Origin of the sequence: Sphingomonas sp. SORGH_AS_0438 (assembly GCF_031453475.1) — a bacterium.
Classification (GTDB): Bacteria; Pseudomonadota; Alphaproteobacteria; order Sphingomonadales; family Sphingomonadaceae; genus Sphingomonas.
The window spans coordinates 2,321,901-2,348,172 of sequence record NZ_JAVIZS010000001.1 but is presented as its reverse complement, the minus strand read 5'-3'; the positions used below and the strand labels follow the sequence as shown (position 1 = coordinate 2,348,172).

Sequence of the window (26,272 nt, the reverse complement as noted above, 5' to 3'; positions counted from 1 at the left end):
GCCAAGGAAAAGGGGCCGGAGGCATGATGCCGCCGGCCCCTTTTTTTCGTCGTGGCTGGAGGATCAGGCGGCGGCGACCGCCGTGCGAACCTTGCGGCGGCGCATCGCCACGGCGACCATGCCGAGGCCGCAGAACATCAGCGCCCAGGTCGACGGCTCCGGCACGGCCGTCGCGTCGCTGAGGAAGCCGACCGTGTGATTGTCCGACTCATAGCCGCCGGACCGCGGCGATTCGGAGAAGACGATCTTGTCGAAGGTGCCGTTGGTGTCGTGGAAGTTCAGGAAGGCATAGGGCTCGGCGGTGTTGCCGCTCTGGTTACCGTTCGGATTGCCGTAATAGGCCGGCTTGTTCGTGAACAGGCCGGCGATCTGGGCGGCCGAGAAACTGAACACGCTGGCGCCGTTCTTGTAGAAGGTGAGCTGGTTGCCGCTGTCCAGCGCCGACAGCCAGAAACCGAAATAGTTGATGCCGCGGCTGTCGGTGGTGGTCAGGTCCAGCGAATAGCCGCCGCCCGAAAAGGTCACGGCATAATTGCCGGTGCCGCCCGCGCCGCCGAAGACATCGGCCGAATTGACGCCGACATTGCTGTAAGTGCCGGAGATGACGCCCTTGGTGCCGAAGTCGGTCTTGAAGCTCTGCGTGCCGGTGGCGCGGCTGTCGAAGGTCTCGACGCCCTTGGTGGCGAAGGTGGCGGTCGTGTTCTGCACGCCGGGGGCTTCATAGGTCACCTTGAAGTCTGCGGCCTGGGCGGCGGCGGGCAGGATCGCGGCGGCGGCAAGGGCGGAGGCGGCGGTGAAGAGCTTCATGATCTGTGTTCCCTCTGTGTTGAGGGGAGTCCTATATTTCGCTCCTCCATGCGGCAATGCTTAACGCGGCAAGTATTTGGCCATAGCTGTTTCAGCTAGAGAAACGTCATGGTTAATAGTGTGATGGTATTTAAAGCAGATATAGTTTTTGTACTTTTAATTATACGGGATCTAGCGTGGCGGGGCGTTGCCGGGCGATGCGAGCCGTTGGGGGGGCGGTGTCGGGATGGATTGCAGCGACGCGCCCCGCGGGGCACAATCCGCCGCATCCACTATAAGGGGTGATTATGCGCGGCCTCACGTTCCTGCTCGCGGCAAGCTTCCTCGCAGGCGCACCGGCGCTTGCTCAACAGGCGAAGACGATGGACGATCCTTATATCTGGCTCGAGGACAAGGATGGCGCGAAGCCGCTCGCCTGGGTGGAGGCGGAGAATGCCCGCACGCTGCCGCGCCTCCAGAATGACCCGCGCTATGCGACCTTCTATCGCGAGGCGCTGGCGATCGCCTCCGCCAAGGATCGCATCCCGATGCCGTCGCAGCGCTATGGCCGCATCCTGAATCTCTGGCGCGATGCCGATCATCCCCAGGGGCTGTGGCGCTGGACGACGGTGGCCGACTACGCCAATCCGCAACCGGCCTGGAAGACGCTGATCGACCTCGACGCCCTGTCCAAGGCCGAGGGCAAGAAATGGGTGTGGAAGGGCGCGACCTGCCTGGAGCCGGAAGAGCGACTGTGCCTAGTCGCCCTGTCGGAGGGCGGCGAGGACGCGGTCACCTATCGCGAGTTCGACCTGGAGGCGGGCCGCTTCGTCGACAACGGCTTCCTCCTGCCCAAGTCCAAACAGGGCGCGGAATGGCTCGACAAGGACACGCTGCTGGTCAGCCGCGACTGGGGCGCGGGGACGATGACGACCTCCGGCTATCCCTTCGTCGTCAAGCTGGTGAAGCGGGGCCAGCCGCTGACGGCCGCCACCGAAGTCTATCGCGGCGGCGCGGAGGACCAGCTCGGCACCTATGCCTCCGTCCTCACCGACGGCAGCGGGCATCGCATCGTCTTCATGGAGCGGCGGCAGGATTTCTTCGGCGGCGACAAGGCGGTCTGGACCCCGTCCGGCACGCGCAAGCTGAACATGCCGGCGCGTGCCTTCCCCTCGGGCATGGTGGACGGGCAGGTGGTGTTCACCACCAGCGACGATTGGGGCACGGTGCCGGCGGGGGCGATCGCCGCGGTTCCGGTCGCGGAGCTGGAGGCCGGGCGGGCGACGCCCAAGCTGGTGTTCCAGCCGACGCCCCGCCAGGCGGTGGACGGGGTCGCCACCACGCGCGACACGTTGGTCGTCACCTATATGGACAATGTCCGTGGCCGCCTGGCGGTGCTGACGCCCGGCGCGAACGGCTGGACGACGAAGCAGGTAGCGCTGCCCGACAATGTCTCGATCGATCTCGCCAGCACCACCGATCGCAGCGACCAGCTGTTCCTGACCGTCACCGGCTTCCTGACGCCGACCGCGCTCTATTCCTATGACGCCGCGGGCAACGCCGCGCCGAAGGAAATCCGCGCGACGCCGGCCCGCTTCAACGCCGCCGGCCTCAAGGTCGAGCAATTCGAGGCGACCTCGACCGACGGCACCAAGGTGCCCTATTTCGTCGTCCACCGCGCCGATGCGCCGCTCGACGGGCAGACGCCGACGATCATGACCGCCTATGGCGGGTTCGAATTGCCGATGACGCCCAGTTATTCGGGCGGGACGGGCAAGCTGTGGCTGGAGCGGGGCGGGGCCTATGTGCTCGCCAATATCCGCGGCGGCGGCGAGTTCGGGCCGAAATGGCATGATGCCGGCCTTAAGACCAAGCGGCAGGTGATCTATGACGATTTCGCCAGCGTGGCGAAGGACCTGTTCCGGCGCAAGCTGACTAGTCCGGCCAAGCTGGGCATCTATGGCGGGTCGAACGGCGGGCTGCTGATGGGCGTCGAGTTCACCCAGCATCCCGACCTGTGGAAGGCGGTGACGATCCAGGTGCCGCTGCTCGACATGGTCCGCTACCAGTCGATCGCGGCGGGCGCGTCCTGGGAGGGCGAATATGGCTCGATCGAGAAGCCGGACGAGGCCGCGTTCCTGCGCCGCATCTCGCCCTATGCCAATATCCGCAAGGACGTGACCTATCCCGAGCCCTATATCTGGACGACCACCAAGGACGATCGCGTCGGTCCGCAGCACGCCCGCAAGTTCGCGGCCCGGCTGAAGGAATATGGCAAGCCCTATCTATTCTACGAGGACACGGCCGGCGGCCATTCGGGCGATGCCGATATCGAGCAGGGCGCGCGGTTGCAGGCCCTGCAGATGACCTATTTCGCGCAGAAGCTGATGGGAGCGGCTCCGGCGAAGTGATGCGGTCCTCGTCCGCTCCATCGGCTTAGGGTGACCCCCGGTTAGGGCCGGGGGTCAGTCGCGAGGGCGGTCGTGAAGCAACGCTGCGCCTCGTCACCATCGCCCCCCCCCAACCGGGCCCCGGCCTTCGCCGGGGAACAGGTGGGGGGCGGATGGTGCGTCCTATCGGTCGAGCGCCGCCTGCAACTGGGCCTTGGTCATCGACGAGCGGCCGGCGATGTCGCGGCGTTTCGCCTCGGCATAGAGTTCCGCCTTGGTCCGGTGGTCGCGAAAGGGTGCGGTCTTCTTCGCGATGTCGTCGGGCTGGGCGGAATATTGCTTTCCGTCACGCGAATCGCGGCGCTTGGCGGCGGTGGTGCGGGCGTACTCGTCGTCGCTCAGCGCCGCGCGGGCCTGTTTCGGCAGATAGCGTTCGTGCGTCTCGCCGCTCTTTTCGCCCGATCTGGTGCCCCAATCCTCCTCGGTCCATTGGTGGAGATGGTTGTCGGCGTCCTTGCCGCCGATATAGCCGCCGCCGCGCTTCTGATAGTCCGCGACCGCTATCTGCGCCTTGCGCGCCGACCATTGGCCGGCCTTGCCGCCCTTGTCGCCGGCGGTGATCCGGGCCTTCACCTCCTCCCACAGCCGGGGATCGTCGCGGGTCGCCGTGTCGCTCATGGTCGTGGAACCGCCCGCGCGGGTCGACGTTCCCGGCACCGGATATGGCCCGCATAGAGACAGGGACGAAACATCCATGGCGCAGGATCGTCCTTGCTGCGGTGCAGCAGTTTCGGCAAAGGGGTGGGAATGAACGATATGAGCGCCACGATCGAGCGTCAGCCTACCACGCCGCCGCCATCCCCCGCCGTCATCTTCGAGGCGATCGTCAAGCAACTCGCGGTCGCCGCGACCTATAATCGCGGCGACGTGACGCTGGCGCCCCACGCCATCTACACCCGGCACGACGAGATCTATGTCGATGCGCTGACCCTGGATCGCGACGGCAAGCCGCCGCGCGAGGAAAAGATCGGCACGTTCAAGCTCGCCGGCCTGGGCGCGCTGCGCATCACGCCGCGCCGCTTCCAGCCGAGCGCGCTCTACCAGCCGGGCGAGAAGCGCTACGAGCATACGATGTTGATGGAAATCGACCGCAACTGACTTTTCTCCGCCACGCCGCCCATTTATCGTGGTGCTGGCGTGGCTTCGGGATGGCGGCTGTCCGTAAAGCGGCTAGGATGCCGCCATGACGATCAGCAACGACGACGTATCGGACCCGGCATCGACCATGCCGGGCGACAGCATCCTGGGGGTGCCGAGCGGCGTCGCGCCGGATGAAGCGGTGCGGATCGCGATGCGTCGCGATCGGCTGCTCGCCGCGCTGACGCTGACTGCCGGCATCGGCCTGATCTTCGCCACCCCCTTCGCCTTGAAGGAGGGGGCCGAATTCTTCCTGCCGCTGACCACCGCGCTGGTGATCGCGGTGGCGATGGTGCCGATCCTCGAATGGATGGAGCGGCGCCGCGTGCCCTCGGCGCTGGCGGCGATCCTGTGCATCCTGCTGTTCCTGATCGCGGTGAACATCGCGCTGGCCGCGATCGTGGTGCCGGCGACCGACTTCTTCCGCCTGCTGCCGAGCCGGATCGGGCGTATCCAGGACAATCTGGCGCCGCTGCTCGATCTCTATTCCAGCCTGGAACGCTATGCCAACAAGGCGCTGCACCAGATCGCCTCGACGCCAATCCGCTCCTCGCCGACCGCCGCCGTCGCACCGCCTTCGTCGATCCTCGAATTGGCCGCCACCTCGGCGCCGGCGGTGATCGTGCAATTCCTGTTCGGGGTGCTGATCGTCTTCTTCTTCCTGTCCGGCTGGACGCGGATGCGGCAGAAGACGATCACCGGCCGGACCAGCTTCGATGGCGCGATGGCGACCGCCCGCGTCATTCAGGACGTGGTCGACGACGTGTCGGCCTATCTGGGCACGATCACGCTGATCAACGTCATCCTGGGCATCGTGACGGGCACGGCGCTGTGGGCGATCGGGATGCCCTATCCGGCGATGTGGGGCGGCATCGTCGCGCTGCTCAACTACATCCCCTATTTCGGGCCGGTGATCGGGGCGTTCCTGCTCGCGCTGGGCGGGTTGATGACGTTCAACGACATCTGGACCGCCCTGTTGCCGCCGGTGGTGATGTACGGCCTGCACCTGGTCGAGGCGAATGCGATTACGCCCTTCATCGTCGGCCACCGGCTGACGATCAGCCCGCTGCTCATCCTGATCTCGCTGAGCTTCTGGGGATGGGTGTGGGGGACACTGGGGGCGCTGCTCGCGGTGCCGCTGCTGATCATCCTCCAGACCGTGCTGGGCGCGGCGGGCAAGCCGGATATCGCCGGCTTCCTGTTCGAGCACGGCACGCTGGTCCATCAGGGGCGCGAGCGGCGGCAGCGGGGCATGGGAAATGGGACCGGCGACGAAGGAAAATGAAAAGGGCCGTTGACAGCCCCCCGCCTGTCGCATAGTGGGCCGGCCTCGCTTCGCAAGCGGGTGTAGCTCAGTTGGTTAGAGCGCCGGCCTGTCACGCCGGAGGTCGCGGGTTCGAGCCCCGTCACTCGCGCCACCCCCTTTCGGGGATGGTGCATAAGCAGGAAGTCGCCGATGTTCGCGGGCCGCCAGGTCCGCAGGGTCTGCGGGTGTAGCTCAGTTGGTTAGAGCGCCGGCCTGTCACGCCGGAGGTCGCGGGTTCGAGCCCCGTCACTCGCGCCACCCGGCGCAAATTCATACCTTGAAATTCAGCGCCAGCGCCCCGTCTCCATCCATCGGAGCAGCGGCTTGAGCGGCGCGATCCAGACCAGTCCCGTGACCGCGTAGAATATGAGCTGCGCCGTCCAGTGCCAGCTGCCGACCAGGCCGGACAGGCTGGCGACCAGCCCCACCCAGATCACGATCAGCGCCAGGATCAGCAGCGCGCCGGCGGGTTTGCGCCAACTGGGGGTCATGCGGTGGGGTCCATGATGCTGATCCATTCCTGTTCGGTGGCGATGGCGTGCAACGGCACGTCCCATGGGTCCGGCGTTATCGGCTGCAATTGCTGCACGCCCCATGCGATGCCGATTCGAATCGCCTGGGGAAAGGTGGCGAAGGCGCGGTCGTAATGGCCGGCGCCTTGCCCGATCCGGTTGCCCGAACGATCGAAGCCGACCAGCGGCGTCAGGATCAGGTCGGGTTGCAACTCTGGCGAGCCGGCGGGGGGATTGCGCAGGCCGAAGGGGCCGGGCTCATGGGTCTGTCCGTCCCAGGCCAGGAAGCGGAGCGGCGTCGCCCGGTCGACGACATGGGGCAGGGCCAGTCGTGCGCCCGCCGCCAGCGCGGCCTGGGCGAAGGGGGCGGGGTCGGCCTCGCCGCCCATCGGGGCATAGCTGGCGACGACCAGCGCCGGCCGCAGGAGCGCGAGGAAGGCCGCCGGCACCGGCAAGGCCTGCGGCGGCACCGCATCGCGCAGTGCGCGCATACGGGCGCGCAGCGCGCTCTTGTCGGTCGAGGGGCGTGCGTCGCTCACGAACGCACGCGCAGGAAGGGAATGAAGCGGGTGGCGGGACCGCCATGGCCGTTTGCCATTGTATCCACCGACGCCCAGTACGTCAGGTGGGGACCATGTGCGTCGGACCAGGGTCCGGGCAGGGACAGCCCCCTTGGATGAAGAATAGCCTCAGGGATATAAGAGGCTCGCACCGGGCAGTACCCGCCGCCCATCTATCTAGGCGCTCGGGGGCGATTGCTCAAGGGCATCCGCCAGCGCTTCCAGCCGATCCGCGATCCGCAGCAGCGCCGGTTCGCTGACCGCCGAGCCCGGCGGCGGCCGGCTCTCCGATTCGTCGAGCGCATCGGCGAGCATCAGCGCGACATAGAGCATCGCGCGTTCCGGCTGGCCGTTGGCGGCGCGGTCGGCGGCGGGCCAGCGTTCGGCGACCATCCGGCCGAGCGACTGGAGCCGTGCCTCCTCGCCATCGCGGCAGGCGACGGGGAAGGGGCGGCCGCCGATATTGAGCGTGACGGTCGCCATCAGCGGCGGCCCTGCGCAGGTGCGGTGGCCGGGGTGCGCGCGATGACCTCGTCGAGCGCGGACACCGCCTCGGCCATCCGGGCCTTCAGGGCGGCGTGGCGCTTGGCAAGGGCTTCGCTGTCGGCGGCGCGCACCGCGACGGCACGCTCGATCCGGGCGATCGCGCCTTCGATCCGGTCGGCGGCGGAGGTGTCGCTGGGGTGTTCGGTGGCGGGCAGGTCATCCATTCGGCCGGAGTAGGGATGGAGCGGAGACGCGGCAAGGGCCGCGAACCGTTGTTGCGATGGTTGACAGGCAGGGCCGACGATCCGAAAGGCGCGGACGTTCGGCCCCTCCGCGACTTAGCCGTCGCTGGGCCACTATCCGAAGGAGCAGGCGCGATGACGGTGAAGGTAGCGATCAACGGGTTCGGGCGTATCGGTCGCCTGGTCGCCCGCGCGATTCTGGAGCGCGGCGACGGCCAGCTCGAACTGGTGGCGATCAACGACCTGGCCGATGCCAAGTCCAACGCATGGCTGTTCAGCCGCGACAGCGTCCATGGCCGCTATCCCGGCGAAGTGTCGGCCGAGGGCAATGACATCGTCATCGACGGCAAGCGCATCCGCGTCACCGCCGAGCGCGATCCCGCCAACCTGCCGCACCGGGAACTGGGCATCGAGCTGGTGCTGGAGTGCACCGGCTTCTTCACCGACCGCGCCTCGTGCCAGAAGCATATCGATGCGGGCGCGAAGAAGGTGCTGATCTCGGCCCCCGGCAAGAATGTCGACCTGACCGTCGTGTTCGGCGTCAACCACGACCAGCTCGGCGCGGACCACACCATCGTGTCCAACGCCAGCTGCACCACCAACTGCCTGGCGCCGGTCGCCAAGGTGCTGAACGACGCGATCGGCATCGAGCGCGGCCTGATGACCACGGTCCACGCCTATACCAACGACCAGAAGATCCTCGACCAGATCCATCCGGACCTGCGTCGTGCCCGTGCGGCCGCCATGTCGATGATCCCGACCACCACCGGCGCGGCGCGCGCGGTGGGCGAGGTGCTGCCGGAGCTGAAGGGCAAGCTGGACGGCTCGGCGATCCGCGTGCCGGTGCCGGACGTCAGCCTGGTCGACCTGACCTTCACCCCCAAGCGCGACACCACGCGCGACGAAGTGAACGCGATCCTGAAGGCAGCGTCGGAAAGCGGCCCGCTGAAGGGCGTGCTGGTCTATTCGGACGAGCCGCTGGTCTCGATCGACCTGATGCACTCGCCGCAGTCGTCGACCGTCGACAGCCTGGAGACGGCGGTGATCGACGGCAAGCTGGTCCGCGTCGTGTCCTGGTACGACAATGAATGGGGCTTCTCCAACCGCATGGTCGACACCGCGACCGCGATGGCGCGGTTCCTCTGAACCGCGACCTGCCCGTCCACGCCGATGCGTCCGTCATGCCCGTCACGGGGCTGACGGGCGTGCTGGCCGGTATCGCCCGCCATGCCCGCCCCAAGGGGCCGGTGGAGGTGATCGACGCGGTCGACATCTCTCTCGATGCCGGCCTCGCGGGCGATAGCCGCGGGCTGGTCAAGCCCGGCGGGCGCGGCCGGCGTCAGGTGACCGCGATGGCGCGGACGGGTTGGGGCCAGGCGCTGGCCGAACTCGACCCGGCGCTGACCCATGACCTGCTTTGGCAGGAGCGGCGCGCCAACCTGCTGGTCGACGGCCTCGTCCTGCCCCAGGTGGCGGGCGCGCGGTTGCGGATCGGCGCGGCGGTGGTGCTGGAAATCACCATGGAATGCGAGCCCTGCCAGCGCATGGATGCGCTGCGGCCGGGATTGCGACGGGCCCTGACCCCGGACTGGCGTGGCGGCGTGTGCACGCGCGTGCTGGCGGGCGGGCGGATCGCCCTGGGCGACATCATCAGGATCGAGGAAGCATGACCAAGCCGTTCAAGACGCTCGACGACATGGGCGATATCCAGGGCAAGCGCGTGCTGGTGCGCGAGGATCTCAACGTGCCGATGGCGGACGGTCGGGTGACCGACGACACGCGGCTGCGCGCGACGCTGGCCACCGTCGGCGAACTGGCGGATCGCGGCGCGATCGTGCTGGTGCTGGCGCATTTCGGCCGCCCCAAGGGGCAGCGCAATCCCGACATGTCGCTGGCGATGGTGACCAAGCCCTATGGTGAGGTGCTGGGCCGGCCCGTCCGCTTCGTCGATTGGGACGGCGCGGCCGAGGCGGTGGCGATGCTCCAGCCCGGCGATGTCGCGGTGCTGGAAAATACCCGCTTCTTCCCCGGCGAGGAGAAGAATGATCCCGCGCTGGTCGCCGACATGGCGAAGCTGGGGGATTTCTACGTCAACGACGCCTTCTCCGCCGCGCACCGCGCCCATGCCTCGACCGAGGGGCTGGCGCATGTGCTGCCCGCCTTTGCCGGCCGGGCGATGGAGGCCGAGCTCGATGCGCTGGAAAAGGCGCTGGGCAATCCGGCGCATCCGGTCGCGGCGGTGGTCGGCGGGGCCAAGGTGTCGAGCAAGCTCGACGTGCTGCGCCATCTGGTCAGCCGGGTCGACCACCTGATCATCGGCGGCGGCATGGCCAATACCTTCCTGGCGGCGCGCGGCGTCGATGTCGGCAAGTCGCTGTGCGAGCATGACCTGACCGGCACCGCCGAATCGATCCTGGACGCGGCGGATGCGGCGAACTGCACGGTCCACCTGCCCTATGACGTGGTGGTGGCGCGCGAGTTCAAGCCGAACCCGGCGACGCGCACGATCAACGTCCATGAGGTCGCGGCGGACGAGATGATCCTGGACGTCGGCCCCGCCGCCGTCGAGGCGCTGGGCGATGTGCTGAAGAACTGCCGGACCCTGGTGTGGAACGGGCCGATGGGCGCGTTCGAGACGCCGCCCTTCGACGCGGCGACGGTGTCGCTGGCGCGCACGGCGGCGGCGCTGACGCAGGACGGCTCGCTGGTCTCGGTGGCGGGCGGTGGCGACACGGTCGCCGCGCTCAATCAGGCGGGTGTGGCGGGGGCCTTCACCTTCGTCTCGACGGCCGGCGGCGCGTTCCTGGAATGGATGGAGGGCAAGGACCTGCCCGGCGTCGCGGCGCTGATGAAGTAACGGCTCCTCCTCCCTGCACGGGGCGGTGGCAGCGCCACGCGCCATGCAGGGAGGAACGATGCGCCCTCATTGGGCCTTGAGCAGCGGCACCAGTTCGCGGTTCAGATCGTCCAGGTCCATCGCGCCCGCCTTGGCGTAGCGGACGATCCCGGCGCGATCGATGATATAGTTGGTCGGCACCGCCGGCATCTCGCCCGACAGGCCCTTCATCCGCTTGACCGAGGGGATGGCCATGGCGGCGAACAGCGTTTTCAGCCGGTAGATCGGCACCGACCCCTCGGTCGTGACCGCATAGGCGCGCAGCCCGTATTTCTGCGCCGAGCGATAATAGGAATCGAGCAGGGGCAGTTCCTGCCGGCACGGCACGCACCAGGTCGCCCAGAAGTTGAGCAGCACCACTTGCCCCTTGAGATCGGCAAGCCGCACCGTGCTACCGTCGACCAGCGTCAATTCCGCATCCGGTGCCGGTTCGCCGACCTTTACCGTCCGGCTCCCCGCCCAAAGGGACGATGGCGCTGCCAGCATCGTCATCGCCGCCGCTGCGGCCCATATCCTCTTCATCCTGATCCCCCTCATGGCCCGCCCCCGGGCCGAGCCCCAGATTGGCCGTCCCGGCACGGCCGATCAAGCCATGTCGATCGCCGGTTGAAACACCGGTCGCGCGTTGCTACGTTTAACACGTTAAACGGAGAACCCCATGCTCGGTGTCAGGCTCGACTCGGATCTGGAAGCGCGGCTGGCGGCGGTCGCGCGGACCCAGGGCCGCAGCAAGAGCGACATCGCGCGCGAGGCAGTGCGCCGCTATGTCGACCTGCACGACGAGGCGTATCGGCGCGAGGCGCGGCGCCAGTCGCTGCGCGCCTCCAAGCGCGACAAGGCGGAGGATGACGGCTTCTGGACCGTCCTGGCCGAGGCGCGCGGCGCATGAGTGTCGCGGCGAGCGACCTGGCGCGGGGCGCGATCCTGCTGGTCGACGGTCACGACGGCGGCGAGCCGCGGCCGGCGGTGGTCGTCCAGGCCGAACTGTTCAACGAGACCCATGCCACCATCACGCTCTGCCCGCTGACCCGCAGCGTCGGCGGCGAGGCGCTGTTCCGCGTCGCCATATCGCCCCAGGAGCATACCGGCCTGCCGGTCGAGTGCGAGGTGCAGGTCGATCGCATCATCTCGGTGCCGCGTCATCGCTGCGTCAAGCTGCTCGGCCATGCTTCGGCGACTCGCATGGAGCAGGTGGACCAGGCGCTGCGCCGCTGGCTCGCCCTTTGATCTTGTTTCAATCCGACACTTTCAGGAGACGCACATGACCCCGACCGTGAAGGCCATTCTCGACAAGTACGAAGGCACCAGCCCGGCCGTGAAGGCGAATCTAGCCCGCATCCTGATGCAGGGCCATCTGGGCGGCACCGGCAAGCTGGTGATCCTGCCGGTCGACCAGGGTTTCGAACATGGCCCGGCGCGCTCCTTCGCGGTCAATCCGGCGGCCTATGACCCGCATTACCACTATCAGCTCGCGATCGATGCCGGCCTGTCGGCCTATGCCGCGCCGCTTGGGATGCTGGAGGCGGGGGCCGACACCTTCGCCGGGCAGATCCCGACGATCCTGAAGGTCAACAGCTCGAACAGCTGGGCGACCAGCATCGACCAGGCGGTGACCGCCAGCGTCGGCGACGCGCTGCGGCTGGGCTGCGCCGCCATCGGCTTCACCATCTATCCGGGCTCCGACCAGATCTTTGAGCAGATGGAGGAGATCCGGGCGCTGCGCGAGGAGGCCGAGGCGGTCGGGCTGGCGACGGTGATCTGGAGCTATCCGCGCGGCGGCGACCTGTCCAAGGAGGGCGAGCTGGCGCTCGACGTCGGTGCCTATGCCGCGCACATGGCGGCGCTGCTCGGCGCGCATATCATCAAGACCAAGCTGCCCACCGACCATATCGAGCAGAACGAAGCCAAGCCGCTCTACAAGGACGGCGACTTCACGTCCCAGGCGGCGCGCGTGCGCCATATGGTGCAGGCGAGCTTCGCGGGCCGGCGGATCAACGTCTTCTCGGGCGGCGCGGCCAAGGGCGAGGATGCGGTGTTCCAGGACGCGCGCGACATTCGCGACGGCGGCGGCCAGGGCTCGATCATCGGCCGCAACACCTTCCAGCGCCCGCGCGAGGAAGCGCTGGCGATGCTGGCGCGCATCGTCCGCATCTACAAGGACGAGGAATAAGGCCCGCACGGCCGTCGTCCCATGGGCGACGGCCGATCACCGCTCTGGAGCACGCGGCTGCAAGCGGCTAGGGCGGGGGGATGACCGAAGACGATCCCCTGGGCCCTCTCGACCCGAATTTCGCCGCCGCCTTCCAGCGCGACGTGCGGCGGCCACCCTGCCAACTCTATCTGATCTCGCCGCTCGACGTGGCCGGCGGCTTCGCCGACCGGCTGGCGCGCGCACTGGATGCCGGGCCGGTCGCGGCCTTCCAGTTCCGCGTCAAGGATGTCGACCAGCATGAGGCGGCGCGCCTTGCCGAGCCGCTCCAGCGGATTTGCGCGGATCGCGAGGTCGCCTTCATCGTCAATGATTCGATCAGCCTCGCCAAGCGGCTGGGCGCGGACGGGGTGCATCTGGGCCAGGAGGATGGCGATCCGCGCGAGGCGCGCGACGCGCTCGGACCGTCGGTGCAGATCGGCGTCACCTGTCACGACAGCCGCCATCTGGCGATGGAGGCGGGCGATGCCGGCGCGGACTATGTCGCGTTCGGCAGCTTCTACCCGACCACCACCAAGGTGGTGAAGCATCAGGCCGAGCCGGTGGTCCTGTCCTGGTGGTCGGCCCTGTTCGAACTACCTTGCGTCGCGATCGGCGGGATCACGCCAGATAACGCCGCGCCACTGGTCGCGGCGGGCGCGGATTTCCTGGCGGTGTCGGGCGCGGTCTGGTCGGGCGACGAAGCGGCGGCGGTCCGGGCCTTCGCGCAAGTGCTTGGCGGACAAGGCTAGGGCGGAGCCAAGCCGGGCCTCGCTCGTTTGATCCGGATACGTAACCGTTCGGATTGGAGAGCCATGCGCCGCATCACCCTGAGTCTGGTCGCGGCGCTGGCCGCGCCCGCCGCCATTGCCCAGACCCCGCCCGCCACGGCCCCCGTGCCGATCGATCCCGGCCTGATGAAGATGCAGGTGGTGCTCGATCGGCTGGGCTTCTCGCCGGGGGTGATCGACGGGCGGCCGGGCATGTCGCTGACCGCCGCGATCAAGGGGTTCCAGGAAAGCCGGGGCCTCAAGACCAGCGGCGAGCCCGATGCGGCGACCATGGCGGCGCTCCGCCCCTATTGGGGTACGGAAGCGACCAAGGTGCTGACGCTCGATGCGCGGGTGCTCGCCGGCCCGTACATCAACCCGATCCCGCACGGCGAGGACCAGCAGGCCAAGCTGCCCGGCCTCTATTATCGCAGCCCGCTCGAAAAGCTGGCGGAGATGTTCCACACCACGCCGCAGGTGCTGGTGGCGCTCAACAGTCCGCAGACCTGGCTGCGGCCGGGCAGCCGCGTGACCTTCCCCAATGTGCTGCCGTCGAGCCGCGCTTATGATGCCAAGTTGCGCCCCGACTGGATCGCGACGCTGAACGGCCTCAATGTCGATGCCGTACAGCCGCAGGCGGCGAAGCTGGTGGTCGACAAGTCGGACAAGGTGCTGCGCGTCTATGACAAGGCCGACAAGCTGGTCGCGCAGTTCCAGGTGACGACCGGCTCGACCCACGACCCGCTGCCGATCGGCAAATGGACGGTCAAGGGCGCGGACTATAACCCGAAATTCCACTTCAACCCGGCTTTGTTCTGGGACGCGGACAAGGACGACAAGAAGGCGATGCTGCCGCCCGGACCCAATGGCCCGGTCGGCGTGGTGTGGCTGGACCTCAGCAAGCCGCATTACGGCATCCATGGCACGCCCGAGCCGCAGCTGATCGGCCGCACCGAGAGCCATGGCTGCGTGCGCCTGGCCAATTGGAACGTGGCGCGCCTGGCCCTGATGGTGAAGCCGGGTACGCCGGCCATCTTCCAGGAATAGCGCATGAGCCGGGTCGGCTGGGTCATCCTGGCGCTGGTGGTGATCGTGGGGGCGCTGTTCGCCTCGATGACCCGGTTCGGTGGATCGGGCAGGCCGACGCTGCCGTCCGCTCGGCCGTCCGCCAGCATCGTCGACGAGGACGCCGTGCTGGCGGTGCCGGTGGCCGGTGTCGCGCGCACCGGCATCGCGGATAGCTGGGGTGATCCGCGCGGGGAGGGGGGCCGGACGCACCAGGGCACCGACATCATGGCCCCGGGCGGTACGGCCGTCCTCGCCGCCGCCCCCGGCCGGGTGGAGAAGCTTTTCACCAGCGACCTGGGTGGCCTGACCATCTATGTCCGCTCGCCCAGTAGGCGCTGGATCTATTATTACGCGCATCTCGCCGGCTATGCGCCCGGCCTGGCCGAGGGGCAGGCGGTCGCGCGCGGGCAGCGGATCGGCTTTGTCGGCGACACCGGCGATGCGGGCGTGGGCAACACGCATCTCCATTTCGGGCTGCAACGCATGGCGCCGGGCGAGCGCTGGTGGCAGGGACAGTCGGTCAATCCCTACCCCCTGCTTGCCGGATCGACCGCAGGACGCTAAATCGCCGGGCATCGGGGCGACGACGCCCCCGGCTCTTTTCAGCAGGTCAATCCATGAAGATCAGCGGCGTGGACATCCGTCCCGGCAACATCATCGAGTATGACGGCGGCATCTGGCGCGCCGTCAAGATCCAGCATACGCAGCCCGGCAAGGGCGGCGCCTATATGCAGGTCGAGATGAAGAACCTGATCGACGGGCGCAAGAACAACGTTCGCTTCCGCTCGGCGGAGACGGTCGAGCGCGTCCGCCTCGACACCAAGGATTTCCAGTTCCTGTTCAAGGACGGCGATCAACTGACCTTCATGGACAAGGACAATTACGAGCAGATCACGCTCGACGCCGGTATTCTGGGCGACGCCGCGGCCTTCCTGCAGGACGGCATGGACGTGGTGATGGAGCTGTACGACGAAAAGCCGATCTCGGTACAACTGCCCGACACGATCGAGGCGACGATCGTCGAGGCCGATGCGGTGGTGAAGGGGCAGACCGCTTCCTCGTCGTACAAGCCGGCCGTGCTCGACAATGGCGTGCGCGTGATGGTGCCGCCGCACATCGCCGCCGGCACGCGCATCGTCGTCGACGTGTACGAGCAGACCTACGTCCGCCGCGCGGACTGATCGTCCTCTATAATGGGGCAGGGGCCGGCGTCGTTCGCATCGTCGCTCCCCGCCTCGATACCGGTCGCTTCGGCCGCCCCCTGACCAGTTCCTCCCGCCCGTGGGAGGATGGAGAATATCATGCCTTCGCATTCCGGCCTGATGACGGTGATCGAGCGTGCCGCGCGCAAGGCTGCGCCGCGTCTTCGGCGCGACTTCAACGAGGTCCAGCAGCTCCAGGTGAGCCGCAAGGGCCCCGCCGACTTCGTGTCGATGGCCGACCAGCGCGCCGAGCAGACCCTGTTCGAGGAACTGTCGCGCGCCCGGCCCGACTGGGGTTTCCTGATGGAGGAGCGTGGCGAGGTGGCGGGCGATCCCGACAAGCCGCGCTTCATCGTCGATCCGCTCGACGGCACGTCCAACTTCCTCCACGGCATCCCGCACTTCGCCATCTCGATCGCGGTCGAGGAGCCGATGCCGAACGGCAAGCGCGAGATCACCACGGCCCTGGTCTACCAGCCGCTGACCGATGAGAGCTTCTGGGCCGAGAAGGGCCGGGGCGCCTGGCTGACCGATCAGCGGCTGCGCGTGTCCTCCCGCCGCGACCTGTCGGAGGCGCTGATCGCGACCGGCATCCCGTTCCTGGGCCATGGCGACTTCGTCGAATGGACGCGCATCTTCGGGGCGGTCGCGCCGCAGGTCGCCGGCATCCGCCGACTCGGCTCGGCCGCGCTCGACCTGGCCTGGGTCGCGGCGGGGCGGTTCGACGGCTATTGGGAATCGGGGCTGAAGCCCTGGGACACGGCGGCCGGCCTGCTGCTGGTCAAGGAAGCCGGCGGCTATGTCACCGACTATCGCGGCGCGGACCGGGCGCAGGAGCGGAACGAGTTCCTCGCCTGCAACGATGCGCTGCACAGCAAGCTGCATAAGCTCGTCGCCGGTGCTCTGCGTTAACCCGCCGGCTCTGGGAAATCGGTAACAAGTACCTATACTTAGCTTTCGCGCTTCGGCGCGTCGCCAGGATGGCGTGATCGTCTCTCGTTGAGAGTGATTCGCAAGCGGTTGGAAACCTTGCCCGACCTGTCCGGCGCGCCTAAAGCCCTCGTTCATCCGTTCGCACTTGCGAGAACCGTTTTGGTCGATCTGTCGCAATATCTGCCGATCCTCATCTTCCTCGGGGTGGCCCTCGCGCTGTCGAGCGCGTTCGTCTTCCTGCCGATGGCGGTCGGCCGGCTCACCGGCGCCCACAAGCCCGACGAGCAGAAGCTGTCCGAATATGAATGCGGCTTCCCCGCCTTCGAGGACCCGCGCAGCCAGTATGACGTCCGCTTCTACCTGGTCGCGATCCTGTTCATCGTCTTCGATCTGGAGGCGGCGTTCATCTACCCCTGGGCGGTCTCGGTGTTCAGCATCGGCTGGACCGCGTGGTTCGGCATGATGATCTTTATCGGCGAACTGGCCCTCGGCCTCGCCTATGCCTGGAAGAAGGGAGCGTTGGATTGGGAGTAGAGCTTCACTCCGGTCCGGTCGAACTCAAGGCTCGCCCGGACGGCGGCGCGGCCGTGGTGCCGCCCGATCACGGATTTTTCGACAGCCTGAACGGTGAACTGACCGACAAGGGCTTCCTCGTCACCTCGACCGAGGAGTTGTTCCAATGGGCGCGCACCGGCTCGCTCTGGTGGATGACCTTCGGCCTGGCGTGCTGCGCCGTGGAGATGATCCACGTCAACATGCCGCGCTACGATCTGGAACGGTTCGGTGCCGCGCCGCGCGCATCGCCGCGCCAGTCGGACGTGATGATCGTCGCCGGCACGCTGTGCAACAAGATGGCTCCCGCGCTCCGCAAGGTCTATGACCAGATGTCGGAGCCGAAATACGTCATCTCGATGGGCAGCTGCGCCAATGGCGGCGGCTATTACCATTACAGCTATTCGGTGGTGCGTGGGTGCGATCGCATCGTGCCGGTGGACATCTACGTCCCCGGCTGCCCGCCGACCGCCGAGGCGCTGCTCTATGGCGTGATGCAGTTGCAGCGGAAGATCCGCCGCAGCGGGAGTATCGAGCGATGAGGGCGCCGGCGCCTGCCTATGCCGCCGCCGGCAACACGATCGAGGTGGCGACCCGTGCGATCGGCGCCGGGCTGGTCCATGCGGTCGAGCTGGTCGGCGAGGTGCAGCTGCACGTCCATCGCGACGCGCTGGTCCCGGCGATGATCGCGCTGCGCGACACGCCGGGCCTGGAATATCAGCAGCTGATGGAGATCGCCGGCGTCGACTATCCGCAGCGCGCGGAACGGTTCGACGTGGTGTACAACCTGCTGTCGATGACCCGGAACCACCGTGTCCAGGTCCATGTCGCGACCGACGAGGAGCATCCGATCCCGTCCGTCACCGGCATCTGGCCGGTTGCTGGCTGGCTGGAGCGCGAGGTCTATGACCTATACGGCGTGCTGTTCGAGGGTAACAAGGACCTGCGTCGAATCCTGACGGACTATGGCTTTCGCGGCCATCCGCTCCGCAAGGACTTCCCGATGACCGGCTATACCGAGCTGCGCTACTCCGAGGAGGAGAAGCGCGTCGTGTATCAGCCGGTGCAGCTCGCGCAGGACTTCCGCACCTTCGACTTCCTCAGCCCGTGGGAGGGTGCCGAGTACATCCTGCCCGGCGACGAGAAGGCGAAGCCGGCCCCGGGCGCGGCCAGCACTCCGCCGGCCGCCCTGCCGCAGGACAAGGGCGCGCAGACGCCCGCGACTGCGGACCAGGTGCAGAAGGCGGATGCAACCGGTTCCGCCAAGCAGGAGCCGAAGGCGTCGAGCGAACCCTATGCCAAGACCACGGCGGAGAGCACCGCCGATACGGGCAAGGGCAGCGCGGAAAGTGATGCGACCCCCAAGCCGGCGGATCCGGACGTGATCCCGACCGCGGGCAAAGGACAGAATCAGTGAGCCATATCCCCGGAGTGGAGGTCGCCCCGGCGACGACCACGATCGATCCCTATGTCGACGAAGTGCTGGACGTGCATACGCCCGCGCACCCGACCGAGGGCGATGTCACCATCCAGAACTACACGATCAACTTCGGTCCCCAGCACCCGGCGGCGCACGGCGTGCTGCGGCTGGTGCTGGAGCTGGACGGCGAGATCATCGAGCGGGTCGACCCGCATATCGGCCTGCTCCACCGCGGCACCGAGAAGCTGATCGAGTACAAGACCTACGCCCAGGCGCTGCCCTATTTCGATCGGCTCGACTATTGCTCGCCCATGTGCATGGAGCACAGCTTCGTGCTGGCGGTCGAGAAGCTGCTCGACATCGAGGTGCCGCTGCGCGCGCAATATCTGCGCGTGTTCTTCGCCGAGCTGACCCGCATCTCCAACCACATGCTGAACCTGGGTTCGCACGTGATGGACGTGGGCGCGATGACGCCGAACCTGTGGCTGTTCGAGATCCGCGAGGACTGCCTCAACTTCTTCGAGCGTGCGAGCGGCGCGCGGATGCATCACAATTACATGCGTCCGGGTGGCGTCCATCAGGACGTGCCGCTGAAGCTGCTGACCGACATCGCCGACTGGCTCGACACGCGCCTGCCGCGCCTGTTCGAGGACGCGATCAGCCTGGTCGCCGACAACCGCATCTTCAAGCAGCGCAACGTCGACATCGCCACGGTCAGCCGCGACGATGCGATCGCCTGGGGCTTTTCGGGTCCGATGATCCGGGCCGCGGGCATCCCCTGGGACCTGCGCAAGCAGCAGCCCTATGACGTCTATGCGCGCATGGACTTCGAGGTGCCGGTGGGCACGCGCGGCGATTGCTACGACCGGTTCATGGTGCGCGTGGAGGAGGTCCGCCAGTCGGCGCGGATCATGAAGCAGTGCCTGGCCGAAATGCCGGAAGGGCCGATCGCCTCGGACGACCGCAAGGTCGTGCCGCCCAAGCGGTCGGAGATGAAGCGCTCGATGGAGGCGCTGATCCACCACTTCAAGCTCTATACCGAGGGCTATCACGTGCCGGCCGGCGAGGTCTATGTCGCGACCGAGAGCCCGAAGGGCGAGTTCGGCGTGTTCCTGGTGTCGGACGGCACCAACAAGCCGTATCGCTGCAAGATCCGGCCGACCGCCTTCTCGCACCTCCAGGCGGCCGACTTCATGAGCCGGGGGCACATGCTGGCGGACACGACCGCGATCCTGGGCGCGATGGACATCGTTTTTGGTGAGTGTGACCGATAATGGCTGACGCCGTTCATATCCCCGACGAAGCCGAGGTCCGCGCGCGCTGGGGCGCGTTCGCCTGGACCGAGGAGAATGCCCGCAAGGCGCAGGAGGTGCTGGCGCGCTATCCGGCCGGACGCGAGCAATCCGGCTCGATCCCGCTGCTCGACCTGGCACAGCGCCAGGTGGGCGCCGAGACGCAGACGCAGGGTTGGCTGCCGGTTCCGGTGATCGAATATGTCGCGCGCTATATCGGCGTGCCGTATATGCGCGTGTACGAGGTCGCGACCTTCTACACCATGTTCAACCTGGCACCCGTCGGCCGCTATCACGTCCAGGTCTGCGGCACGACGCCGTGCATGCTGGCGGGCAGCGACGATGTGTTCGCCGCGTGCAAGAACAAGGGGCTGATCAAGGGCAAGACCACGCCCGACGGCCTGTTCACGCTGACCGAGGTCGAGTGCATGGGCAATTGCTCGTCCGCACCGATGGTCCAGGTGAACGACGACAATTACGAGGATCTCGATTACGATCGCACCACCGCGATCCTTGAGGCGCTGGCGCGCGGCGAGACGCCGAAGCCGGGCACGCAACAGCCCGGTCGCCACACCGTCGAGCCGGTGGGCGGTCCGACCTCGCTGACCGCGATGGTGACCGAGAATCACGACTATCGCGGCGAATGGAACGTCGCCCGGCAGGGGGAAGCGCGGGGAGTCGAGGCATGAGCCTTCAGGACAAGGATCGCATCTTCACCAACCTCTACGGCTATCAGTCGTGGCGGTTGGACGCGGCGCGGGCGCGCGGCGACTGGGACAATACCAAGGCGCTGCTGGACCTCGGCAACGACAAGATCATCGACGTGGTCAAGGCCAGCGGCCTGCGCGGCCGTGGCGGCGCGGGCTTCCCGACCGGCACCAAATGGTCTTTTATGCCCAAGGAGCCGCGCCCCGACCGGCCGAATTTCCTGGTCATCAACGCCGACGAATCCGAGCCGGGTTCGTGCAAGGACCGCGAGATCATTCGCCACGATCCGCACAAGCTGATCGAGGGCGCGCTGGTCGCGGGCTTCGCGATGCGCGCGCGGGCGGCCTATATCTACATTCGCGGCGAATATATCCGCGAGGCGGAGACGCTGTTCGCGGCGGTGGCCGAGGCCTATGCGGCCGGGCTGGTTGGCAAGAACGCCTGCGGCTCGGGCTACGACTTCGACGTCTTCGTCCATCGTGGCGCCGGCGCCTATATCTGCGGCGAAGAGACCGCGATGCTCGAAAGCCTGGAGGGCAAGAAGGGCCAGCCGCGCCTCAAGCCGCCCTTCCCGGCGGGGGCGGGTCTCTATGGCTGCCCGACGACGGTCAACAATGTCGAGTCGATCGCGGTCGCGCCGACGATCCTGCGACGCGGCGCGGAATGGTTCTCCAGCTTCGGGGCAGAGAATAACCGCGGCACCAAGCTGTTCCAGATCAGCGGCCATGTGAACACGCCCTGCGTGGTCGAGGAAGCGATGTCGATCAGCTTCCGCGAACTGATCGAGAAGCATTGCGGCGGCATTCGCGGCGGCTGGGACAATCTGCTCGCGGTGATCCCGGGCGGTTCCTCGGTGCCGCTGGTGCCGGCCGCCCAGATCATGAACTGTGCGATGGATTTCGACGGCTTGAAGGCGGTCGGATCGGGTCTGGGCACCGCCGCGATCATCGTCATGGACAAGTCGACCGACGTGGTCCGCGCGATCAGCCGGCTGTCCTATTTCTACAAGCATGAGAGCTGCGGCCAGTGCACCCCGTGCCGTGAGGGCACCGGCTGGATGTGGCGCGTAATGGAGCGGCTGCGCACCGGCGACGCCGAGGTGTCGGACATCGACATGCTCCAGCAGGTGACCAAGCAGGTCGAGGGCCATTCGATCTGTGCGCTGGGCGACGCTGCCGCCTGGCCGATCCAGGGTCTCATCCGCCATTTCCGGCCCGAGCTGGAACGCCGCATCCATGAGCGCGGCGGCTCGCTCGCGCCGATGCAGGAAGCTGCCGAATAATGCCCAAGCTGAAAGTAGACGGGATCGAGGTCGAGGTGCCGCAGGGCGCCACGGTGCTCCAGGCGTGCGAAGCGGCAGGGAAGGAAATTCCCCGCTTCTGCTATCACGAGCGGCTGTCGATCGCCGGCAATTGCCGCATGTGCCTGGTCGAGGTGAAGCCGGGGCCGCCCAAGCCCCAGGCCTCGTGCGCGCTGCCCGCCGCCGAGAACCAGGAGGTCTTCACCACCACGCCGATGGTGAAGAATGCCCGCGAGGGCATCATGGAATTCCTACTGATCAACCATCCGCTCGACTGCCCGATCTGCGATCAGGGCGGCGAGTGCGACCTGCAGGACCAGTCGATCGCCTATGGCCGTGGCCAGTCGCGCTTCCAGGAGAACAAGCGCGCGGTCACCGAGAAATATATGGGTCCGATCGTCAAGACGATCATGACCCGCTGCATCCAGTGCACCCGCTGCATCCGCTTCGCCGAAGAGGTCGCGGGCGTGGAGGAGATCGGCGCGATCTATCGCGGCGAGAACATGCAGATCACCTCCTATCTCGAAGAGGCGGTGACGAGCGAGCTGAGCGGCAATGTCGTCGATCTCTGCCCGGTCGGCGCGCTGACGTCCAAGCCCTATGCCTATGAGGCGCGGCCCTGGGAGCTGCGGCGGACGCTGACCATCGACGTGATGGACGCGGTCGGCACCAATATCCGCCTCGACAGCCGGGGCCGGCAGGTGTTGCGCTGCGTGCCGCGCATCAACGAGGACGTGAACGAGGAATGGGCGTCGGACAAGACGCGCCATGTGGTTGACGGCCTGGTCCGTCGCCGGCTCGACCGTCCCTTCGTGCGGCGGGACGGCAAGCTGGTGGCGGCGACCTGGGATGAGGCGTTCGCCGCGATCGCGGCGGTCGCGCATGGCGGCAGCGTCGCGGCGGTGGCCGGCGACCTGGTCGATTGCGAGACGATGTACGCGGCCAAGGCGCTGCTCCGCACGCTCGGCTCGGACCGGCTGGAAGGCCGCCAGACCGGCATGGCCTATGACACCTCCTCGATGGCGGCGGTCAATTTCAACAGCACGATCGCCGGCGCCGAAGAGGCGGACGCGATCCTGCTGGTCGGCACCAACCTGCGCTGGGAAGCGCCGCTGGTGAACACCCGCATCCGCAAGGCGATCAAGAAGGGCGCGAAGGTCTTCGCGATCGGCCCCGAGACCGACCTGACCTACAAGGTCGAGTGGCTGGGCGCGGACCTGTCGATCCTCGGCAATTTGCCCGAGGCGCTGGTCAAGACCTTCACCGACGCCAGCAAGCCGATGGTCATTGTCGGCGGTGCGGCGCTGAAGGGCGGGCACGGCGCGGCGCTGAAGCTGGTCGACACGCTGGGCCTGGTGAAGGACGGCTGGAACGGCTTCAACGTGGTCCACATGGCGGCGAGCCGGATGGGCGGGCTGATGCTCGGCTATGCGCAGAAGGGCGGCATCGCCGACCTGCACGACGCCGAGCTGACCTTCTTCCTGGGCGCGGACGAAGTCGACTTCACCAAGTTCGGCGGGTTCAAGGTCTATGTCGGCCATCACGGCGATCGCGGTGCGGCCGCGGCCGATGTGGTTCTGCCGGGTACGACCTATGCCGAGAAGTCGGGCACCTGGGTCAATCTGGAAGGCCGGGTCCAGCGCGGCGAGCGTGCGGTGTTCGCACCGGGCGACGCGCGCGAGGATTGGTCGATCTTCCGCGCCCTGTCCGACGTGATCGGCCGGCGTCTGCCGTTCGACAGCTTGGCGGGCCTGCGCGAAGAGATGTTCGGCGAAGTGCCGGCGCTGCGTGACGAGGGCCTGGTGTCGTTCGACTGGCAGGTGCCGGCGCTCGACGGCAGCGCCAGCGGCGTGCTCGACGGCTATCCGATCAAGGATTTCTACCTGACTAACGCGATCTGCCGGGCGAGCCCGACCATGCAGCGCTGCTCGGCCGAACTCGTCCATGGCGAGACCTTCGCGGAGGCTGCGGAATGACCTCGTTCTTCGAAACCACCGTGGGCCTGCCCTATGGCTGGGCCTGGTTCGTGTCGACGATCATCGGCATCCTGGTCATCGCGCTGCCGCTGATGCTGGCCGTGGCGATGATCATCTATGCCGATCGCAAGATCTGGGCGGCGATGGCCCTGCGTCGTGGCCCCAACGTCGTCGGCCCGCTCGGCCTGCTCCAGTCCTTCGCGGACGGCCTCAAGGTCTTCCTGCAGGAAACGATCATCCCGACGGCGGCCAATCGCGGCCTGTTCCTGCTGGCACCGATCATCACCTTCACGGTCGCGCTGATCGTCTGGGCGGTGGTGCCGTTCGCGCCGGGCGTGGTGCTCGCCGACATCAATGTCGGCCTGCTCTACGTGCTCGCCGCCTCGTCGCTCGGCGTCTATGGCATCATCCTGTCGGGCTGGGCGTCCAACTCGAAATATCCCTTCTACTCGGCGCTGCGCGCGGCCGCGCAGATGGTCAGCTACGAAGTCGCGATCGGCTTCATCCTGATTTCCATCGTCCTGTGGTCGGGCACCTTCAACCTCTCCGGCATCGTCGCCGCGCAGAAGGGGTTGTACGGCTTCGTCAACGGCAACGGCTTCAATCCGCTGCTCTTTCCGATGGCGGTGATGTTCCTGATCTCGGCGCTGGCCGAGACCCAGCGCGCACCGTTCGACCTGACGGAAGCGGAGTCCGAGCTCGTCGCCGGATATCAGACCGAATATAGCTCGATGAGCTTCGCGCTCTTCTGGCTCGGCGAATATGCCAATGTCATCCTGATGTGCGCGCTCAACGCGACGCTGTTCTGGGGGGGCTGGCTGCCGCCGATCGACTGGGCACCGCTCTATATGGTGCCGGGGATCATCTGGCTCTTCGCCAAGATCCTGTTCTTCTTCTTCGTGTTCAGCTGGATCAAGGCGACGGTACCCCGTTACCGCTACGACCAGCTGATGCGGCTGGGCTGGAAGGTCTTCCTGCCGGTGTCGCTGTTCTGGGTGTTCCTCGTGTCCGGTGTGCTCATGTACCACCGGGTTGGGATTTGACGATGAGTGTCGCGCAATACGTCAAGGCGTTTACGCTTTGGGAGTTCGTGAAGGCCCACGCCCTCACGCTGAAATATTTCTTCAAGGCCAAGGCGACGATCAACTATCCGTATGAACGCAATCCGGTAAGCCCGCGCTTCCGGGGCGAACATGCGCTGCGTCGCTATCCCAATGGGGAAGAGCGGTGCATCGCGTGCAAGCTTTGCGAGGCGGTGTGCCCGGCGCAGGCGATCACGATCGAGGCCGAACCGCGCGACGACGGCAGCCGCCGCACGACGCGCTACGACATCGACATGACCAAGTGCATCTATTGCGGTCTGTGCCAGGAGGCCTGCCCCGTGGACGCGATCGTCGAGGGTCCGAACTATGAATTCTCGACCGAGACGCGCGAGGAGCTGATCTACGACAAGGCGAAGCTGCTCGATAATGGTGACCGTTGGGAGCGCACGATCGCGGCGAACCTTGCCGCCGATGCGCCGTATCGTTAATGCGCCCGCACAATCGACTCAGCGCGGGTAAGGGGGCCGTCGCGTGATCCAGGCCATTGCCTTTTACCTGTTCGCCGCCATTCTGGTCGTGTCCGCCGGCTTGACGATCTCGTCGCGCAATCCGGTGCACTCGGTCATGTGGCTCATCCTGGCATTCTTCAACGCGGCGGGGCTGATGGTCCTGGTCGGTGCCGAGTTCATCGCGATGCTGCTCGTCATCGTCTATGTCGGCGCGGTCGCGGTGCTGTTCCTGTTCGTCGTCATGATGATGGACATCGACTTCGCGCAGCTGAAGACCGATGTCGCGCGCTATGCGGCGATCGGCCTCGCGCTCGGCGCGGCGCTGGCGGCCGAGATCATGATCGCGGCCTTCGCCTGGAACGCCGGCAAGATCGACCTGACGCGCCGCGTCGCGCCGGTCGACCGCGCGCTGCCGAACATCGAGGCGCTGGGGCAGCTGCTCTACACGCGCTACCTGTTCCTGTTCGAGGCGGCGGGCTTTGTCCTGCTGGTGGCGATGATCGGCGCGATCGTGCTGACCCATCGCGAGCGGGGCGGCACGCGGGCGCAGAATATCAGCCGCCAGGTCGCGCGCCGTCCGCAGGACGCGACCCGCAACGTCAAGCCGGCCGTGGGCCAGGGGGTGGAGCTGTGATCGGACTGATCCATTATCTGGTCGTCTCGGCGATCCTGTTCACCATGGGTTGCGCGGGCATCTTCCTCAACCGGAAGAACCTGATTGTCATCCTGATGGCGATCGAGCTGATCCTGCTGTCGGTGAACATCAACCTCGTCGCCTTCTCGTCCTTCCTGGGCGATCTGGTCGGGCAGGTCTTCTCGATGTTCGTGCTGACCGTCGCCGCCGGCGAGGCGGCGATCGGTCTCGCCATTCTCGTGATCTACTATCGTGGCCGCGGCACCATCGCGACCGACGACGTCAACCGGATGAAGGGGTAA

General features: G+C 67.0%; 32 protein-coding genes and 2 tRNA genes. 27 read left to right on the top strand and 7 right to left on the bottom strand.

Annotation, left to right across the window (positions count from 1 at the left end):
- Positions 1-63 precede the first annotated feature (63 nt).
- The gene (locus QE452_RS10980; protein WP_309657809.1) at positions 64-807 is read right to left on the bottom strand and encodes a PEPxxWA-CTERM sorting domain-containing protein; all 744 of its coding nucleotides are present in this window, start codon (positions 805-807) and stop codon (positions 64-66) included.
- 287 nt (positions 808-1,094) lie between these two features.
- Here QE452_RS10980 and QE452_RS10975 point away from each other — a divergent pair, with 287 nt between their 5' ends.
- Entirely contained in the window at positions 1,095-3,197 is a 2,103-nt protein-coding gene (locus QE452_RS10975; protein WP_309657810.1) for a prolyl oligopeptidase family serine peptidase, read from the top strand.
- A gap of 162 nt (positions 3,198-3,359) precedes the next feature.
- Here QE452_RS10975 and QE452_RS10970 read toward each other — a convergent pair whose 3' ends face one another.
- Positions 3,360-3,854 carry a hypothetical protein gene (locus tag QE452_RS10970; protein ID WP_309657811.1) on the bottom strand — a complete coding sequence of 165 codons (495 nt, stop codon included), beginning with the start codon at positions 3,852-3,854 and terminating at the stop codon, positions 3,360-3,362.
- Positions 3,855-3,992: 138 nt separating this feature from the next.
- On the opposite strand from QE452_RS10970, the gene QE452_RS10965 reads away from it, so the two are divergent.
- From QE452_RS10965 to QE452_RS10950, 4 genes are all read left to right on the top strand, one after another.
- Positions 3,993-4,334 (top strand): hypothetical protein, encoded by a 342-nt coding sequence (locus tag QE452_RS10965; RefSeq protein WP_125992984.1) that lies wholly within the window; start codon positions 3,993-3,995, stop codon positions 4,332-4,334.
- A 127-nt stretch (positions 4,335-4,461) separates the two neighbouring features.
- On the top strand, positions 4,462-5,658 hold the full coding sequence (locus tag QE452_RS10960) for an AI-2E family transporter (RefSeq protein ID WP_309658126.1): 1,197 nt from the start codon (positions 4,462-4,464) through the stop codon (positions 5,656-5,658).
- Positions 5,659-5,714: 56 nt separating this feature from the next.
- Positions 5,715-5,791 (top strand) — tRNA-Asp (locus QE452_RS10955).
- Between the two features lie 69 nt (positions 5,792-5,860).
- Positions 5,861-5,937 (top strand) — tRNA-Asp (locus tag QE452_RS10950).
- Between the two features lie 26 nt (positions 5,938-5,963).
- Here QE452_RS10950 and QE452_RS10945 read toward each other — a convergent pair.
- The 4 genes from QE452_RS10945 to QE452_RS10930 all read right to left on the bottom strand — a co-directional run bounded on the left by QE452_RS10945 (position 5,964) and on the right by QE452_RS10930 (position 7,461).
- Positions 5,964-6,170, bottom strand: a complete 207-nt coding sequence (locus tag QE452_RS10945; protein WP_309657812.1) for a DUF2842 domain-containing protein — start codon at positions 6,168-6,170, stop codon at positions 5,964-5,966.
- The gene (locus QE452_RS10940; protein WP_309657813.1) at positions 6,167-6,730 is read right to left on the bottom strand and encodes a 5-formyltetrahydrofolate cyclo-ligase; all 564 of its coding nucleotides are present in this window, start codon (positions 6,728-6,730) and stop codon (positions 6,167-6,169) included. The genes QE452_RS10945 and QE452_RS10940 overlap by 4 nt, the downstream gene beginning before the upstream one ends.
- A 198-nt stretch (positions 6,731-6,928) precedes the next feature.
- Entirely contained in the window at positions 6,929-7,234 is a 306-nt protein-coding gene (locus tag QE452_RS10935; RefSeq protein WP_125992988.1) for a cell division protein ZapA, read from the bottom strand.
- Positions 7,234-7,461 (bottom strand): hypothetical protein, encoded by a 228-nt coding sequence (locus tag QE452_RS10930; protein ID WP_125992989.1) that lies wholly within the window; start codon positions 7,459-7,461, stop codon positions 7,234-7,236. Before QE452_RS10930 ends, QE452_RS10935 begins: the two co-directional genes overlap by 1 nt.
- A gap of 153 nt (positions 7,462-7,614) precedes the next feature.
- On the opposite strand from QE452_RS10930, the gene gap reads away from it, so the two are divergent.
- The 3 genes from gap to QE452_RS10915 are packed head-to-tail and all read left to right on the top strand — an operon-like array spanning position 7,615 to position 10,336.
- Entirely contained in the window at positions 7,615-8,625 is a 1,011-nt protein-coding gene (gap, locus tag QE452_RS10925) for a type I glyceraldehyde-3-phosphate dehydrogenase (RefSeq protein ID WP_309657814.1), read from the top strand.
- On the top strand, positions 8,568-9,149 hold the full coding sequence (locus tag QE452_RS10920) for an MOSC domain-containing protein (RefSeq protein WP_309730040.1): 582 nt from the start codon (positions 8,568-8,570) through the stop codon (positions 9,147-9,149). Before gap ends, QE452_RS10920 begins: the two co-directional genes overlap by 58 nt.
- Positions 9,146-10,336: a phosphoglycerate kinase gene (locus QE452_RS10915; RefSeq protein WP_309657816.1), complete on the top strand. Its 1,191-nt coding sequence runs from the start codon at positions 9,146-9,148 to the stop codon at positions 10,334-10,336. Before QE452_RS10920 ends, QE452_RS10915 begins: the two co-directional genes overlap by 4 nt.
- 66 nt (positions 10,337-10,402) lie before the next feature.
- Here the strand turns inward: QE452_RS10915 and QE452_RS10910 are convergent, their stop codons facing one another.
- On the bottom strand, positions 10,403-10,897 hold the full coding sequence (locus QE452_RS10910; RefSeq protein WP_309657817.1) for a TlpA disulfide reductase family protein: 495 nt from the start codon (positions 10,895-10,897) through the stop codon (positions 10,403-10,405).
- A 136-nt stretch (positions 10,898-11,033) separates the two neighbouring features.
- Here QE452_RS10910 and QE452_RS10905 point away from each other — a divergent pair, with 136 nt between their 5' ends.
- From QE452_RS10905 to nuoK, 19 genes are all read left to right on the top strand, one after another.
- Positions 11,034-11,264: a ribbon-helix-helix protein, CopG family gene (locus tag QE452_RS10905; protein ID WP_309657818.1), complete on the top strand. Its 231-nt coding sequence runs from the start codon at positions 11,034-11,036 to the stop codon at positions 11,262-11,264.
- Positions 11,261-11,602 carry a type II toxin-antitoxin system PemK/MazF family toxin gene (locus QE452_RS10900; RefSeq protein ID WP_309657819.1) on the top strand — a complete coding sequence of 114 codons (342 nt, stop codon included), beginning with the start codon at positions 11,261-11,263 and terminating at the stop codon, positions 11,600-11,602. The genes QE452_RS10905 and QE452_RS10900 overlap by 4 nt, the downstream gene beginning before the upstream one ends.
- A gap of 34 nt (positions 11,603-11,636) precedes the next feature.
- Positions 11,637-12,545, top strand: a complete 909-nt coding sequence (locus QE452_RS10895; RefSeq protein WP_309657820.1) for a class I fructose-bisphosphate aldolase — start codon at positions 11,637-11,639, stop codon at positions 12,543-12,545.
- 80 nt (positions 12,546-12,625) lie between these two features.
- Positions 12,626-13,315, top strand: a complete 690-nt coding sequence (gene thiE, locus QE452_RS10890) for a thiamine phosphate synthase (protein ID WP_309657821.1) — start codon at positions 12,626-12,628, stop codon at positions 13,313-13,315.
- Positions 13,316-13,378: 63 nt separating this feature from the next.
- Entirely contained in the window at positions 13,379-14,380 is a 1,002-nt protein-coding gene (locus QE452_RS10885; RefSeq protein ID WP_309657822.1) for a L,D-transpeptidase family protein, read from the top strand.
- Positions 14,381-14,383: 3 nt separating this feature from the next.
- Positions 14,384-14,965 carry a M23 family metallopeptidase gene (locus tag QE452_RS10880; RefSeq protein WP_309657823.1) on the top strand — a complete coding sequence of 194 codons (582 nt, stop codon included), beginning with the start codon at positions 14,384-14,386 and terminating at the stop codon, positions 14,963-14,965.
- A gap of 53 nt (positions 14,966-15,018) precedes the next feature.
- Positions 15,019-15,582 (top strand): elongation factor P, encoded by a 564-nt coding sequence (gene efp, locus QE452_RS10875; protein WP_125995421.1) that lies wholly within the window; start codon positions 15,019-15,021, stop codon positions 15,580-15,582.
- A 120-nt stretch (positions 15,583-15,702) separates the two neighbouring features.
- Entirely contained in the window at positions 15,703-16,515 is an 813-nt protein-coding gene (locus QE452_RS10870; RefSeq protein WP_125995423.1) for an inositol monophosphatase family protein, read from the top strand.
- 180 nt (positions 16,516-16,695) lie between these two features.
- A complete protein-coding gene (gene ndhC, locus QE452_RS10865; RefSeq protein ID WP_125995425.1) occupies positions 16,696-17,070 on the top strand; it encodes an NADH-quinone oxidoreductase subunit A in 375 nt (124 codons plus the stop codon).
- Positions 17,061-17,630, top strand: a complete 570-nt coding sequence (locus QE452_RS10860) for an NADH-quinone oxidoreductase subunit B family protein (protein ID WP_125995427.1) — start codon at positions 17,061-17,063, stop codon at positions 17,628-17,630. The genes ndhC and QE452_RS10860 overlap by 10 nt, the downstream gene beginning before the upstream one ends.
- Positions 17,627-18,505: an NADH-quinone oxidoreductase subunit C gene (locus QE452_RS10855; RefSeq protein WP_309657824.1), complete on the top strand. Its 879-nt coding sequence runs from the start codon at positions 17,627-17,629 to the stop codon at positions 18,503-18,505. Before QE452_RS10860 ends, QE452_RS10855 begins: the two co-directional genes overlap by 4 nt.
- 62 nt (positions 18,506-18,567) lie before the next feature.
- A complete protein-coding gene (locus QE452_RS10850) occupies positions 18,568-19,782 on the top strand; it encodes an NADH-quinone oxidoreductase subunit D (protein ID WP_309658127.1) in 1,215 nt (404 codons plus the stop codon).
- On the top strand, positions 19,782-20,489 hold the full coding sequence (locus QE452_RS10845) for an NAD(P)H-dependent oxidoreductase subunit E (protein ID WP_309657825.1): 708 nt from the start codon (positions 19,782-19,784) through the stop codon (positions 20,487-20,489). Before QE452_RS10850 ends, QE452_RS10845 begins: the two co-directional genes overlap by 1 nt.
- Positions 20,486-21,790 carry an NADH-quinone oxidoreductase subunit NuoF gene (gene nuoF / locus QE452_RS10840; protein ID WP_309730037.1) on the top strand — a complete coding sequence of 435 codons (1,305 nt, stop codon included), beginning with the start codon at positions 20,486-20,488 and terminating at the stop codon, positions 21,788-21,790. Before QE452_RS10845 ends, nuoF begins: the two co-directional genes overlap by 4 nt.
- Positions 21,790-23,784, top strand: coding sequence for an NADH-quinone oxidoreductase subunit NuoG (gene nuoG, locus QE452_RS10835; protein WP_309657827.1), 1,995 nt, complete (start codon positions 21,790-21,792; stop codon positions 23,782-23,784). The genes nuoF and nuoG overlap by 1 nt, the downstream gene beginning before the upstream one ends.
- Complete coding sequence (nuoH, locus tag QE452_RS10830) at positions 23,781-24,827, top strand: NADH-quinone oxidoreductase subunit NuoH (RefSeq protein ID WP_125995436.1); 1,047 nt, start codon at positions 23,781-23,783, stop codon at positions 24,825-24,827. The genes nuoG and nuoH overlap by 4 nt, the downstream gene beginning before the upstream one ends.
- Positions 24,828-24,829: 2 nt before the next feature.
- The gene (nuoI, locus tag QE452_RS10825; protein WP_125995438.1) at positions 24,830-25,315 is read left to right on the top strand and encodes an NADH-quinone oxidoreductase subunit NuoI; all 486 of its coding nucleotides are present in this window, start codon (positions 24,830-24,832) and stop codon (positions 25,313-25,315) included.
- A gap of 43 nt (positions 25,316-25,358) precedes the next feature.
- Positions 25,359-25,970 (top strand): NADH-quinone oxidoreductase subunit J, encoded by a 612-nt coding sequence (locus QE452_RS10820; RefSeq protein ID WP_309657828.1) that lies wholly within the window; start codon positions 25,359-25,361, stop codon positions 25,968-25,970.
- Positions 25,967-26,272: an NADH-quinone oxidoreductase subunit NuoK gene (gene nuoK / locus QE452_RS10815; protein ID WP_125995442.1), complete on the top strand. Its 306-nt coding sequence runs from the start codon at positions 25,967-25,969 to the stop codon at positions 26,270-26,272. The genes QE452_RS10820 and nuoK overlap by 4 nt, the downstream gene beginning before the upstream one ends.

What these genes read in the sequence shown, in the direction of transcription:
- QE452_RS10980 (WP_309657809.1), bottom strand. Translation starts at nt 807, where the DNA reads ATGAAGCTCTTCACCGCCGCCTCCGCCCTTGCCGCCGCCGCGATCCTG.
- QE452_RS10975 (WP_309657810.1), top strand. Translation starts at nt 1,095, where the DNA reads ATGCGCGGCCTCACGTTCCTGCTCGCGGCAAGCTTCCTCGCAGGCGCA.
- QE452_RS10970 (WP_309657811.1), bottom strand. Translation starts at nt 3,854, where the DNA reads ATGAGCGACACGGCGACCCGCGACGATCCCCGGCTGTGGGAGGAGGTG.
- QE452_RS10965 (WP_125992984.1), top strand. Translation starts at nt 3,993, where the DNA reads ATGAGCGCCACGATCGAGCGTCAGCCTACCACGCCGCCGCCATCCCCC.
- QE452_RS10960 (WP_309658126.1), top strand. Translation starts at nt 4,462, where the DNA reads ATGCCGGGCGACAGCATCCTGGGGGTGCCGAGCGGCGTCGCGCCGGAT.
- QE452_RS10945 (WP_309657812.1), bottom strand. Translation starts at nt 6,170, where the DNA reads ATGACCCCCAGTTGGCGCAAACCCGCCGGCGCGCTGCTGATCCTGGCG.
- QE452_RS10935 (WP_125992988.1), bottom strand. Translation starts at nt 7,234, where the DNA reads ATGGCGACCGTCACGCTCAATATCGGCGGCCGCCCCTTCCCCGTCGCC.
- QE452_RS10930 (WP_125992989.1), bottom strand. Translation starts at nt 7,461, where the DNA reads ATGGATGACCTGCCCGCCACCGAACACCCCAGCGACACCTCCGCCGCC.
- gap (WP_309657814.1), top strand. Translation starts at nt 7,615, where the DNA reads ATGACGGTGAAGGTAGCGATCAACGGGTTCGGGCGTATCGGTCGCCTG.
- QE452_RS10920 (WP_309730040.1), top strand. Translation starts at nt 8,568, where the DNA reads ATGGGGCTTCTCCAACCGCATGGTCGACACCGCGACCGCGATGGCGCG.
- QE452_RS10915 (WP_309657816.1), top strand. Translation starts at nt 9,146, where the DNA reads ATGACCAAGCCGTTCAAGACGCTCGACGACATGGGCGATATCCAGGGC.
- QE452_RS10910 (WP_309657817.1), bottom strand. Translation starts at nt 10,897, where the DNA reads ATGAAGAGGATATGGGCCGCAGCGGCGGCGATGACGATGCTGGCAGCG.
- QE452_RS10905 (WP_309657818.1), top strand. Translation starts at nt 11,034, where the DNA reads ATGCTCGGTGTCAGGCTCGACTCGGATCTGGAAGCGCGGCTGGCGGCG.
- QE452_RS10900 (WP_309657819.1), top strand. Translation starts at nt 11,261, where the DNA reads ATGAGTGTCGCGGCGAGCGACCTGGCGCGGGGCGCGATCCTGCTGGTC.
- QE452_RS10895 (WP_309657820.1), top strand. Translation starts at nt 11,637, where the DNA reads ATGACCCCGACCGTGAAGGCCATTCTCGACAAGTACGAAGGCACCAGC.
- thiE (WP_309657821.1), top strand. Translation starts at nt 12,626, where the DNA reads ATGACCGAAGACGATCCCCTGGGCCCTCTCGACCCGAATTTCGCCGCC.
- QE452_RS10885 (WP_309657822.1), top strand. Translation starts at nt 13,379, where the DNA reads ATGCGCCGCATCACCCTGAGTCTGGTCGCGGCGCTGGCCGCGCCCGCC.
- QE452_RS10880 (WP_309657823.1), top strand. Translation starts at nt 14,384, where the DNA reads ATGAGCCGGGTCGGCTGGGTCATCCTGGCGCTGGTGGTGATCGTGGGG.
- efp (WP_125995421.1), top strand. Translation starts at nt 15,019, where the DNA reads ATGAAGATCAGCGGCGTGGACATCCGTCCCGGCAACATCATCGAGTAT.
- QE452_RS10870 (WP_125995423.1), top strand. Translation starts at nt 15,703, where the DNA reads ATGCCTTCGCATTCCGGCCTGATGACGGTGATCGAGCGTGCCGCGCGC.
- QE452_RS10855 (WP_309657824.1), top strand. Translation starts at nt 17,627, where the DNA reads ATGAGGGCGCCGGCGCCTGCCTATGCCGCCGCCGGCAACACGATCGAG.
- QE452_RS10845 (WP_309657825.1), top strand. Translation starts at nt 19,782, where the DNA reads ATGGCTGACGCCGTTCATATCCCCGACGAAGCCGAGGTCCGCGCGCGC.
- nuoF (WP_309730037.1), top strand. Translation starts at nt 20,486, where the DNA reads ATGAGCCTTCAGGACAAGGATCGCATCTTCACCAACCTCTACGGCTAT.
- nuoG (WP_309657827.1), top strand. Translation starts at nt 21,790, where the DNA reads ATGCCCAAGCTGAAAGTAGACGGGATCGAGGTCGAGGTGCCGCAGGGC.
- nuoH (WP_125995436.1), top strand. Translation starts at nt 23,781, where the DNA reads ATGACCTCGTTCTTCGAAACCACCGTGGGCCTGCCCTATGGCTGGGCC.
- nuoI (WP_125995438.1), top strand. Translation starts at nt 24,830, where the DNA reads ATGAGTGTCGCGCAATACGTCAAGGCGTTTACGCTTTGGGAGTTCGTG.